The 11,664-nt window shown below is 53.9% G+C and carries 14 protein-coding genes; 8 read left to right on the top strand and 6 right to left on the bottom strand.

Annotated elements, in window-relative coordinates; translation table 11 throughout:
* Position 1: 1 nt before the first annotated feature.
* Positions 2-1,111 carry a glycosyltransferase gene (locus tag AC07U6_RS15790; RefSeq protein WP_494764310.1) on the top strand — a complete coding sequence of 370 codons (1,110 nt, stop codon included), beginning with the start codon at positions 2-4 and terminating at the stop codon, positions 1,109-1,111.
* Here AC07U6_RS15790 and AC07U6_RS15785 read toward each other — a convergent pair.
* Positions 1,100-2,116 (bottom strand): glycosyltransferase family 9 protein, encoded by a 1,017-nt coding sequence (locus AC07U6_RS15785; protein WP_494764311.1) that lies wholly within the window; start codon positions 2,114-2,116, stop codon positions 1,100-1,102. The two genes, AC07U6_RS15790 and AC07U6_RS15785, sit on opposite strands and share 12 nt — an antisense overlap.
* 291 nt (positions 2,117-2,407) lie before the next feature.
* Here AC07U6_RS15785 and AC07U6_RS15780 point away from each other — a divergent pair, with 291 nt between their 5' ends.
* The 4 genes from AC07U6_RS15780 (at position 2,408) to coaD (ending at position 6,089) form a co-directional block, all read left to right on the top strand.
* Positions 2,408-3,406, top strand: coding sequence for a glycosyltransferase (locus AC07U6_RS15780; protein ID WP_494764312.1), 999 nt, complete (start codon positions 2,408-2,410; stop codon positions 3,404-3,406).
* 158 nt (positions 3,407-3,564) lie between these two features.
* On the top strand, positions 3,565-4,839 hold the full coding sequence (waaA, locus tag AC07U6_RS15775; protein ID WP_494764585.1) for a lipid IV(A) 3-deoxy-D-manno-octulosonic acid transferase: 1,275 nt from the start codon (positions 3,565-3,567) through the stop codon (positions 4,837-4,839).
* On the top strand, positions 4,840-5,616 hold the full coding sequence (locus AC07U6_RS15770; protein WP_494764313.1) for a glycosyltransferase family 2 protein: 777 nt from the start codon (positions 4,840-4,842) through the stop codon (positions 5,614-5,616).
* Complete coding sequence (gene coaD / locus AC07U6_RS15765; RefSeq protein ID WP_200547490.1) at positions 5,613-6,089, top strand: pantetheine-phosphate adenylyltransferase; 477 nt, start codon at positions 5,613-5,615, stop codon at positions 6,087-6,089. The genes AC07U6_RS15770 and coaD overlap by 4 nt, the downstream gene beginning before the upstream one ends.
* A 2-nt stretch (positions 6,090-6,091) precedes the next feature.
* Here coaD and mutM read toward each other — a convergent pair whose 3' ends face one another.
* From mutM to radC, 4 genes are all read right to left on the bottom strand, one after another.
* Complete coding sequence (gene mutM / locus AC07U6_RS15760) at positions 6,092-6,901, bottom strand: bifunctional DNA-formamidopyrimidine glycosylase/DNA-(apurinic or apyrimidinic site) lyase (RefSeq protein WP_494764314.1); 810 nt, start codon at positions 6,899-6,901, stop codon at positions 6,092-6,094.
* Positions 6,902-7,005: 104 nt separating this feature from the next.
* Positions 7,006-7,173, bottom strand: coding sequence for a 50S ribosomal protein L33 (gene rpmG / locus AC07U6_RS15755; RefSeq protein WP_001051798.1), 168 nt, complete (start codon positions 7,171-7,173; stop codon positions 7,006-7,008).
* Positions 7,174-7,189: 16 nt separating this feature from the next.
* Positions 7,190-7,426: a 50S ribosomal protein L28 gene (gene rpmB / locus AC07U6_RS15750; RefSeq protein ID WP_105594435.1), complete on the bottom strand. Its 237-nt coding sequence runs from the start codon at positions 7,424-7,426 to the stop codon at positions 7,190-7,192.
* Between the two features lie 296 nt (positions 7,427-7,722).
* On the bottom strand, positions 7,723-8,394 hold the full coding sequence (radC, locus tag AC07U6_RS15745; protein ID WP_494764315.1) for a RadC family protein: 672 nt from the start codon (positions 8,392-8,394) through the stop codon (positions 7,723-7,725).
* A 194-nt stretch (positions 8,395-8,588) separates the two neighbouring features.
* On the opposite strand from radC, the gene coaBC reads away from it, so the two are divergent.
* The 3 genes from coaBC to slmA all read left to right on the top strand — a co-directional run bounded on the left by coaBC (position 8,589) and on the right by slmA (position 10,950).
* Complete coding sequence (coaBC, locus tag AC07U6_RS15740; RefSeq protein WP_494764316.1) at positions 8,589-9,803, top strand: bifunctional phosphopantothenoylcysteine decarboxylase/phosphopantothenate--cysteine ligase CoaBC; 1,215 nt, start codon at positions 8,589-8,591, stop codon at positions 9,801-9,803.
* A complete protein-coding gene (gene dut, locus AC07U6_RS15735) occupies positions 9,781-10,239 on the top strand; it encodes a dUTP diphosphatase (protein ID WP_494764317.1) in 459 nt (152 codons plus the stop codon). The genes coaBC and dut overlap by 23 nt, the downstream gene beginning before the upstream one ends.
* Positions 10,240-10,353: 114 nt before the next feature.
* Positions 10,354-10,950: a nucleoid occlusion factor SlmA gene (slmA, locus tag AC07U6_RS15730; RefSeq protein WP_105594432.1), complete on the top strand. Its 597-nt coding sequence runs from the start codon at positions 10,354-10,356 to the stop codon at positions 10,948-10,950.
* Between the two features lie 62 nt (positions 10,951-11,012).
* On the opposite strand, the gene pyrE is transcribed toward slmA, so the two are convergent.
* Positions 11,013-11,654, bottom strand: coding sequence for an orotate phosphoribosyltransferase (gene pyrE / locus AC07U6_RS15725; RefSeq protein ID WP_494764318.1), 642 nt, complete (start codon positions 11,652-11,654; stop codon positions 11,013-11,015).
* Positions 11,655-11,664 lie beyond the last annotated feature (10 nt).

Below are 11,664 nucleotides of genomic sequence, written 5' to 3'. Positions count from 1 at the left end.
GATGCGTATTTTGATGGTTATTGACGGCCTGCCGGGCGGCGGCGCCGAGAAAGTGGTGCTGACGCTGTGCGAAGGGATGCAGAAGATGGGCCATGATGTCAGCCTGTTCTCGCTGCGCAACGTGTGCAATTACACTATCCCGGACGGGATTGATTATCAGATTGTGGAGCGCCCGAGCAAAGCTCCCTGGCGCAAGCTGACCGAACTGCCGCGCCGCGCCGCCGCGCTGGATGAGGCCATCGCGGTCAGCGAATCGCGTGCCGGCAGCTATGATTTAATCTTCTCCAATCTGCATAAAACCGACCGGATTGTCTCGCGCTGTAAAGCCATTCCGCCGCAGAAGCTGTGGTACTGCATCCACGGTATTCTCTCTACCTCTTACCTTGGCCATCGCAGCGGGTTCAGCCGCTGGCTGAAGCTGCGTAAGATCGCCCGGGTTTATGAGGGAAAAAATATCGTCGCGGTATCCCGCGCGGTGGGAGAAGATTTGACCCAACAGCTGGCGATAACCCCCTCCCGACTGGCGGTTATCAATAATCCTTTTGATATTGAAAGTATTCTGCAGCAGGCCGCAGAACCTTTATCCGTCGCGGGTGTGCCTTATATCGTTCACGTCGGGCGTTTTCATCCGCATAAGCGACACGATCGCCTGCTGGAAGCCTTTGCGGCATCGGGCATTCCGGCCAAGCTGGTACTGGCAGGTACCGGCAATGAAGACCAGCTCGCCAAAACCAGGGATCTGGCTATTCGTTTGGGTATTGATGACCGGGTGGTTTTCGCCGGTTTCAAGGCCAACCCCTACCCGCTGATTAAACATGCCCGAATGCTGGTACTGAGCTCGGATAGCGAAGGGTTTGGCAATGTGCTGGTGGAAGCCCTGCTGTGCGGCACCCCGGTGGTCAGCACGCGCTGCCCGGGTGGCCCGGCGGAAATTCTAGAACGTATGGGTCTGAACGATGCGCTGGCAGAGTTAACTGCCGATTCGCTGGCCGCGAAGATAGCGGCGACCTGGCAGTCGCCACCGTTCATCGATACCCAAAAACTCGCTGAGTATGATTTAGAACCCGTTTGCCGGCAGTATCTGGCGCTTCAGGCGAAATCAATCCGCTAAGCTTTGTAGCTGCTGCCAGACCTCATCGACACTGATATCCGCGCACTCACCGGATGGCGTCTGCATAATCCGGTAGTCCCCTGACCACGGATGCCAGACTTTGCTGTCCGTGTCACCAAACAGCACCACCTGCTTTTTATTCATTGCCGAGGCCAGATGCATCTGGCCTCCGTCGCTGCACAGCAGGCGATCGCAGCGTTCAAACGCCGCCACCAGCTCGCGCACCGAAGCGGTGGGATAGAGTGAAACACGTTCGCCGTCACAGGCCGCCAGTACCTGCTGGGCGCGATGTTCATCGCCGACATCATCAGGCGCCAGAGTGCCCTGCGGGGACCAGAAGATGACCGCACTGCCGTTACCGGTCGCCAGGTGGCGCTGGATGATCTCGACGTAGCGCTCCAGCGGCCAGCGCCGTTTAGGGCTGCGGCTGCTGATATGCACTGCCAGAACCGGACCACCGCTATGGCTTCGTTCGGCAAAACGGCGGGCGGCCTGCTGGCGCTCCTGTTCGCTCAGCCAAATCCGCACCGGGGGGATCGTCAGCTTTTTGTCGCTGATGGCAGAAAGATAGCTGAAAGTACGCTCAACCTGGTGCTCGCCAATGAAATCCACAGGCCGGAAAGGAACACTTATCGCCCGGTCGCCAGTATCGGCACCGATGATATGCTTTATTCCTGCCATTTTTGCCAGCCGAAGGCTGTATACGCAGGGATTCGGGTTCGCCAGTATCGCTGCATCAAAGCGGATGCGGCGCAGCCGCATGAAAATTTTCAGACGATCGAGATACACGCCAAACTTGCTCTCATTTTTCTTTCGGTGCTTGGCTTTACGGTAAATAAAGGTGTTTACAATGTGCGGGTTATTTTTAACTACGTCCTGGCTGACGGTGTTGATCAGTAAATAGACGTTGGCATCGGGCCAGGCAGATTTGACCCCTTCAATCAGCGGCGTGGTACACACCAGATCGCCAATATTGTCACGGCGGATAATCAAAATGTTTTTCATTGTACTTTTCAAACGACGGTTCTCGCCCGATCTTTTCACCGATGCCAAAGAGTAGATCCCTGCCCCTCTTCAACCAGTTTCCAAAACATCTCAATCCGTCGAGAGCATAAAAAAGTGCGTCTGTTGAAACACACTTGCGGTATCCGATCGTTCGTCCGCTAACAGCTCAGACAGCACGTAATATTAAATTACACACGTATCATCAAAAAAAGAATTCCTGCCCTGGCATAATAACGACTAACACCATGAAAATTATAGTAATAATAAAACACTTAGAGAATGGACTCTTCTATGCAACTCCCCCCACTGCTCACGGTGATCGTTCCACTGTACAACGCCGGTAGTTTTTTTAAGCCTTTTATGGAATCGCTGCTGGCACAAACTTTCCAACAGCTGGAGATAATCATTGTCGATGATGGCTCAACCGACGGCTCCGGAGAGTCGGCCGATGAATATGCCGACCGTGTGGCGCATATTCGCGTGATCCATCAGGCAAACAGCGGCGTATCGCGCGCCAGAAATACCGGCCTGCAGCAGGCTCGGGGGCAATACGTTACCTTTCCCGATGCTGACGATATTCTGGAACCGCAGATGTATCAGACCCTGATGGAAATGGTATTAGCGGATGACCTTGACGCCGCACAGTGTAATGCTCTGCGTATCAATGCTCACAATAATATCAGCAGCCCGCTGATTCCTTTTGAGCGGTTACAGTCAACTTCAGTCATGTCCGGTGCAGACTGGCTCAACCGGGCGCTGAAAACCCGTCGCTATCTACATGTCGTCTGGCTGGGGGTTTATCGTCTTTCGCTGATTCATGCCTGCAGGCTGCACTTTATCCCCGGCCTGCATCATCAGGACATACCATGGACGACCGAATTCATGTTTAACGCGCGGAGAGTGCGCTACAGCGATGCACCACTCTATCGTTACAGAATTCATACCGAGTCGATCAGCCATCGCCGCCGCCAGGGTCGGCAAAATGTCCGATACCAGCGCCATTATCTTCGCATCTGCGCTTTGCTGGACGACATGAATCGGCGCTACCAGCATCGGGTGCCTATCTATCGTTCCTTTCATGCACAAATTACCCGCGAGGCGCTAAGCGTCTGCCATGCTATTCGCCGCGAAGCTGATGCCGACGCACGCCGAACAATGATTCACGACCTTATGCGAACCCGAACCCCTCAGCGTATGATGCGGAACGCTCGCGGTATTACTCAGTGGTATAAACTGCTGGTATGGCACATGCGCCTGTTTTATCTCTATCACTCTCACCGAGTGAGTTGATAAGACGCACTGCGATATTTAATGCCTTCATCATCAGGTACAGTACCCCGTTAATGAAGTACTGTGAGACAGCATCACTTATCTGATAACATGCCCTATTATTCCTTTTTTTGGCAATCTCTGGGCATAAGTCTCTTTTCACCTGAAAAAACAATGTGATGATTACCATTTATACCGTATTACTGTATCTCATTCAGCCCTTCATCTGGCTCCGTCTCTGGTTACGCGGCCGGAAAGCGCCTGCCTACCGCCTGCGATGGGCTGAGCGCTATGGCTTCTGCAAAGGTAAAGTAAAGCCTGATGGGATCTTGCTGCATTCGGTTTCTGTCGGTGAAACCCTGGCCGCTATACCGTTGGTTCGCGCGCTACGCCATCGCTATCCCGATCTGCCGATCGTCGTAACGACTATGACGCCAACGGGTTCCGAACGCGCCAGCTCTGCGTTTGGTAAAGACGTTCATCATGTCTATCTGCCCTATGATTTACCCGGCGCAATGAATCGCTTTCTGGATACCGTCAATCCCCGACTGGTGATCATTATGGAAACCGAGCTCTGGCCGAATATGATCTCCCAGCTGCACGCGCGTAAAATTCCACTGGTGATCGCCAATGCTCGCCTGTCTGAACGTTCGGCGAAGGGCTATCAGAAAATCGCCAAGTTTATGAAGCAGCTGCTGCAGAAAATTACCCTGATAGCAGCGCAAAACCAGGAAGACGGCGAGCGCTTTATCAGCCTCGGACTGAAACGTTCACATCTGGCCGTGACAGGTAGCCTGAAGTTCGATATTTCCGTGACCCCTGAGCTTGCTGCTCGCGCCGTGACGCTGCGCCGCCAGTGGGCACCGCACCGCCCGGTGTGGATAGCCACCAGCACTCATGAGGGTGAGGAGAGTATTATTCTGAAAGCGCACCGCAAACTGCTTGCCCGTTTCCCGACGCTGTTGCTGATCCTCGTACCGCGCCACCCGGAGCGCTTCGACACCGCGCGTAGCCTGACGCAGAAGGCCGGGATGAGCTACACGCTGCGCAGCAGCGGAGAAATCCCCTCCGGCAGCACTCAGGTGGTGATCGGCGATACCATGGGTGAACTGATGCTGCTATACGGAATTGCCGATCTGGCGTTTGTGGGCGGTAGCCTGGTTGAGCGCGGCGGTCATAACCCGCTGGAGCCTGCGGCTCATGCTATTCCGGTACTGATGGGACCACATACCTTTAATTTTAAAGATATCTGTTCCCGCCTGCAGCAGGCTGACGGTCTGATCACCGTGACCGATGCCGATTCGCTGGATAAAGAGATTGGCACGCTGCTGACCGACGAAGACTATCGTCTCTATTACGGTCGTCATGCAGTTGATGTTCTGCATCAGAATCAGGGCGCACTCCAGCGTCTGCTCCATCTCATGGAGCCCCACCTGCCACAGCGGAATCACTAAATGCACACTCGCCAGCAGCTGTCGGTTGTACTGATTGCGAAAGATGCGGCTGAACTCCTGCCGGAATGTCTGACTTCGGTCAGCTGGGCAGATGAAATCATTCTGCTCGACTCCGGCAGCAGCGATGGCACAGCGGAAATTGCTGAACGTCATGGTGCGCGTGTCTTTCACTCCACGGAATGGCATGGCTATGGCAAACAACGCCAGCTGGCGCAGAGTTACGCCAGCCATGCGATGATTCTGATGATCGATACTGACGAACGCGTTACACCAGAACTGCGACGTAGCATTGAGCTGGTGCTTGAGCAACCCGCCTCAGAGACGGTGTACAGTATTGCCCGGCGAAATCTGTTCCTTGGCCGCTTTATGCGCCATAGCGGCTGGTATCCCGACCGCGTCACACGTCTTTATCCACGCAGCTATCGCTACAACGACAATCAGGTTCATGAATCACTGGAAACCGCGCAGGCAAAAGCCCGGCCTCTACAAGGCAATCTCCTGCATCTGACCTGTCGTGATTTTTCCGATTTTCAGTGGAAACAGTTTGCCTATGCAGAAGCCTGGGCAAAACAGCGCCACCAGCAGGGTAAACGCTGCGGTATTGCGGCAATTTTCGGTCATACTGCAGGGGCCTTCCTGAAAACGCTGGTGCTACGCGCCGGCTTTCTCGACGGTAAGCAGGGATGGCTGCTGGCGGTGGTTAATGCACAGTACACATTCAATAAATATACGGCCCTGTGGGCTCTCAATCACGCATCCAGGAACGGCAGACTATGAGCACCAAAGCCATCTACCCCGGCACCTTCGACCCAATGACCAATGGCCATCTGGATATCGTTACGCGTGCCGCACTGATGTTTGACCATATCGTTCTGGCGGTAGCGGCCAGCCCCAGTAAAAAACCCATGTTCACGCTGGAAGAACGCGTGGCGCTTGCTACGGAAGTGACGGCGCATCTGGGTAATGTGGAAGTGATCGGCTTCAGCGATTTAATGGCAAATTTCGCCAAAGCGCAGCAGGCCAACGTGCTGGTACGAGGGCTGCGGGCGGTATCTGACTTCGAATATGAGCTGCAGCTGGCGCATATGAACCGCCATCTGCTGCCAACTCTGGAAAGTGTCTTCCTGATGCCTTCTGAAGAGTACTCGTTTATCTCATCATCCTTGATGAAGGAAGTCGCACGCCACGGCGGTGAGGTAAAAGCCTTCCTGCCCGCACCGGTGTATCTGGCCCTGCAGGCGAAGCTCTGAGTCTATTTCTGGCAGCGCGGGCAGAAGAAGGAGCTTCTCTGAGCGTGTTTACTGCTTTCTATCGGCGTGCCGCACGCGCGGCACGGTTCTCCCGCCCGCCCATACACCTGTAGCTCCTGAGCAAAGTAGCCAGGCTTCCCGTCGCTCTGCAGAAAATCCCGTAGCGTAGTGCCACCCTGTTCGATTGAACGCAACAGCACGGCCTTGATGGTCTCCACCAGCAGGTCTGCTTCAGACTCATTGAGCGCCATGGCGGGACGATCGGGATGGATACCGGCAACGAAAAGAGATTCACTGGCGTAGATGTTGCCCACTCCCACCACCAGCTTGTTGTCCATCAGCCAGGGTTTGATCGCCGTGCGCTTACCGCGCGATTTCTCAAACAGATATGCGCCATTAAAACTGTCTTCCAGCGGTTCAGGACCGAGATGGGAGAGAACTGAACTGGCTGCAAGGTCTGTACACCATAGCCAGGCACCAAAGCGGCGTGGATCGGTATAACGCAGCACCTTACCGTTACTCATGACCAGGTCAACGTGGTCATGTTTCGCCGGCGGCAGTTCGTGTGGCAGCATTCGCAGGCTGCCCGACATGCCAAGGTGGATAATAATCCATCCGGTCGGCAGCTCCAACAGCAGGTATTTGGCACGCCGCTGCACGCTGAGTACGGGCTGATCGCTGAGAGCATGTATTTCGTGTGAGACGGGCCAGCGCAGGCGGGAATTACGCACCACGGCGTGCAGAATCGTTGCGCCGACCAGATGTGGCTCAATTCCGCGTCGGCTGGTTTCTACTTCTGGTAATTCTGGCATCTTCCCGCTCCCGTTGGCTTATCAACATAATGACGCAGTACTCTAATACAAAACTCAGAAACAAAAAAACCCGGCCGGGGCCGGGTTTTTTCAACTGAGATTAATTACTTAATCTTAGCTTCTTTGTAGATCACGTGCTGGCGGACAACCGGATCGAATTTCTTCAGTTCCAGTTTTTCCGGCTTAGTACGTTTGTTCTTCGTGGTGGTATAGAAGTGACCTGTACCAGCAGAAGAAACCAGCTTGATCTTCTCACGAATACCTTTAGCCATGTTTCAGTTCCTTACCTTAGTACTTCTCACCGCGGGTACGCAGATCGGCCAGAACCGTCTCAATACCCTTTTTATCGATTACACGCATGCCTTTGGCAGATACGCGTAGTGTAACGAAGCGCTTTTCGCCCTCAACCCAAAAACGGTGAGAGTGCAGGTTCGGCAGGAAACGGCGTTTCGTCGCGTTCATTGCGTGGGAACGGTTGTTACCCGTCACCGGACGCTTGCCAGTTACTTGGCAGACTCGTGACATGTCTATTCTCCAAAAATCAAATCAGCTCGAGCTTTAAAAATAAGGTTTTGGCCGCCTCGTCAGACTAATAGCCTATCCAGGCGAGTTCTATGTGAACCCGCTGAGCAGGCCCAAACGCCAAACCCGAGATTCTCAAAGGTGGCGTAGTATACGCCCTGTAGCGCGAGTGCTCAAGTCCCGAACAGATAAAGATCCCTCTGGATCGCCTGTAACCGTCTTAATTGCATGTGAAACAGCCTGTTTTTGTACGCTGAACGGCCCGACATTCGTGATTGAGGGCAGTAAAAGGCGATTTTTCACATCCACCCCATCTCGGCAAAAGAAACATATTCACCTCGCCCAATCACAATATGGTCAAGCACACGAATGTTAAGCAACGAGCAGGCACGGACGATTTGCTGGGTAATATCACGATCGGCGCGGCTTGGTTTTGCCAGCCCGGAGGGATGATTATGCGCCAGAATCAGTGCCGCCGCATTGCGCTTTAAGGCTTTGCGGACAATTTCCCGCGGATGGACTTCCACGCTGTTAATGGTGCCGCTGAACATCTCGCAGGTATGGATAACCCGGTGCTGGTTATCAAAAAAGATCACCTGAAAGATCTCGCGCTCCCGATGAGCAAGCGAACTGTGTAAAAAATCCAGCATTTGCTCAGAGCTGGTCACAGCGTGGCTCTTCAGCGCTTCCTGACAGGTAAAACAGCGCCTCGCCAGCTGCGCGACAGCATGAATCTGCGCATATTTAGCGACACCTATCCCACCTACCGCCTGAAATTCCTCCTTCCTTGCATTCATCAGTCGATACAGCGACCCAAAATGATCGATTAAGCGCTGCGACAATTCCATCACATGTACTCCGCGTGTGCCGGTACGCAAAAAAATGGCCAGCAACTCACAGTCACTCAATGTTGCCGCACCAAATTTGATCAACTTTTCACGCGGGGGTAGCCCCTGCCACTTATTTTCCATCTTCTGCGTCTCCTTGCCTGAATACACAAAAGCATGTCATTATATACAGTAGTTTTCTATCGCTAACCGCTGGCTTTACGAGGCAGATCGCAAAGGGACCCAGGTGAAAAATAACCAGCCCGATCGAATGTGATAAAATATCCAGCATTGCGGTACAACGGTACCGGGCAGGCTCAACAGAAGGCGAAAGGCAGATGATGGGATTATCGGGAAAGCGGATTGTTCTGGGCGTCAGCGGCGGTATTGCCGCCTATAAAACGCCAGAGCTGGTCCGCAGGCTCCGCGATCGCGGAGCAGAAGTCCGCGTGGTGATGACGGATGCTGCGAAAGCTTTTATCACCCCACTTAGCTTACAGGCCGTTTCCGGTTTCCCGGTATCGGATGATTTGCTCGATCTGGCTGCCGAAGCGGCAATGGGCCACATCGAGTTGGGGAAATGGGCAGATCTGGTGATTCTGGCACCGGCGACTGCCGATCTCATCGCACGTGTTACTGCCGGAATGGCTAACGATCTTGTCACCACGATTTGTCTGGCAACGGCGGCCCCTATTGCGATTGTTCCTGCCATGAATCAGCAGATGTATCGCGCGCTCCCCACCCAGCATAATCTCCAGCAACTGGCGCAGCGTGGTGTGATGATCTGGGGCCCTGACAGTGGCAGCCAGGCCTGCGGTGACGTTGGACCGGGGCGCATGCTTGATCCATTGGTGATTGTTGATCTGACGGTTAGCTGGGCAACGCCTGTCAATGACCTGCAACATCTTCATATTATGATCACCGCGGGCCCCACTCGCGAGGCACTGGACCCGGTGCGCTTCATCAGCAATCACAGCTCCGGTAAAATGGGGTTTGCCATCGCCGCAGCCGCAGCAAAACGCGGAGCCAGCGTTACGCTGGTGGCGGGTCCTGTTGAATTGCCAACCCCGCCATGGGTCAAACGCATCGACGTCACGACGGCGCTTGAGATGCAGCACGCCGTGATGGAACAGGTGGCGAAGCAGCATATTTTCATCGGCTGTGCAGCGGTGGCTGATTATCGCGCCGCTGCGGTTGCCGAAGAGAAAATCAAAAAACAGGGTGATGAAATTACCCTGAAAATGGTGAAAAACCCTGATATTGTCGCCGGCGTGGCGGCTTTAGCCGAGGGGCGCCCCTACGTGGTAGGATTTGCTGCTGAAACCCAGAATGTGGAAGAATACGCACAACAAAAACGGGCGCGCAAGAATCTGGACTTGATCTGCGCCAATAATGTTGCCAAAGCCGGGCAGGGTTTCAATAGCGATTCCAATGCTCTTCACCTTTTTTGGCAGGAAGGAAATAAAGTCTTACCGCTCAGCGATAAGTCTCTCCTTGGCCAACAGTTACTAGACGAGATAGTCATCCATTATGATGAAAAAAATCGACGTTAAGATTTTAGATCCGCGTGTCGGCAATGAATTCCCGCTGCCGACCTACGCTACCTCTGGATCTGCCGGGCTTGATCTACGCGCATGTCTTGACGATGCAGTTGACCTGCAGCCGGGCCAGACTACGCTGGTACCAACGGGGTTAGCTATCCATATTGCCGACCCAACGCTGGCAGCGGTTATCCTGCCGCGTTCCGGCCTGGGGCATAAGCATGGCGTTGTGCTGGGCAACCTGGTTGGCCTGATTGATTCTGACTATCAGGGTCAGCTGATGGTTTCCGTCTGGAACCGCGGCCAGGACGCATTTACTATCGAACCCGGCGAGCGTATTGCTCAGATGGTCTTTGTTCCTGTGGTGCAGGCTGAGTTCAATCTGGTCAACGATTTTGATACCAGCGTGCGTGGTGAAGGCGGTTTTGGCCATTCTGGTCGCCAGTAACTCACCACCGCTCCCGTAAAACGAAACCCGTTTTTCGCCGTGAGCCATCAGGCTCACGGACGTTGCGTGGGCTCGTGCCCATTTATGGTGATCTTTTCAGGGGTCTTTTAAGACATGGTTGAAAAAAAGAGTGCGAAAAGGAATCGTCGCGAGGAAATCCTGCAGGCACTGGCACAGATGCTGGAATCAAGTGATGGTAGCCAGCGGATAACGACCGCAAAACTGGCAGCAAGCGTTGGTGTATCTGAAGCCGCGCTCTACCGTCATTTCCCAAGCAAGACCAAGATGTTTGACAGCCTGATCGAATTTATCGAAGACAGCCTGATTACGCGCATCAATCTGATTTTGAAAGACGAAAAAGAAACGCTACCGCGTTTGCGTCTTATCACGCAGTTGATTCTGGGCTTTGGTGAGCGTAATCCGGGTTTAACGCGAATTTTGACTGGCCATGCGCTGATGTTTGAACAGGATCGTCTGCAGGGGCGTATTAACCAGCTGTTTGAACGCATTGAAGTACAGATTCGCCAGGTGATGCGCGAAAAGAAAATGCGTGAAGGCGAAGGTTTCGCAACGGATGAAACGCTGCTGGCCAGCCAGCTGCTGGCTTTTTGCGAAGGGCTGCTTTCGCGTTTTGTTCGCTCAGAGTTTCGCTATCGTCCTACGGCGGAATTCGAGGTTCGCTGGCCGCTGTTCGCGATGCAGCTGGTGTAAACCAACGTGGACTGGCCTCTCAATGAGGCCAGCCCATATCGTTTTTCAGGTCAGCTGGCGGTTCAGATACCGTATTCGCTCCGGTAAGCGCGAACTGCCGCCAGGTGATCGACAAGCTCAGGTTTCTCTTCCAGATAGCTGATTAACTCTTTCAGCGTGATAATCGAAATCACCTTACAGCCGTAGTCCCGCTCCACTTCCTGGATAGCCGAAATGGCACCGCGTCCGCGCTCCTGACGATCGAGGGAAATCAGCACCCCGGCCAGGCTGGCCTGATTAGCCGCGATAATCTCCATCGATTCGCGGATCGCCGTACCGGCGGTAATCACATCATCCACCAGCATGACTTTACCCTGCAGCGGGCTACCGACCAGCGTACCGCCTTCACCGTGAGTTTTCGCCTCTTTGCGGTTAAAGCAATACGGGACATCGCGATCGTGATGATCGGCCAGTGCCACGGCAGTGGTGGTAGCAATAGGGATACCTTTGTAGGCCGGACCAAACAGCAGATCGAAATCAATACCTGAATCTACCAGAGCCTGCGCATAGAAACGGCCCAACAGGGCAAGATCGCGACCGGTGTTGAACAGACCAGCGTTAAAGAAGTATGGGCTTTTACGCCCTGACTTCAGCGTGAACTCACCAAACTTCAGCACCTGCTTGTTGATAGCGAATTCGATAAATTGGCGCTGCCAGGCTTTCATGTTGTCATTC

Source organism: Erwinia sp. GW821-FHT03D09, from assembly GCF_059420805.1.
This window is presented reverse-complemented; position numbering and strand designations above follow the sequence as displayed.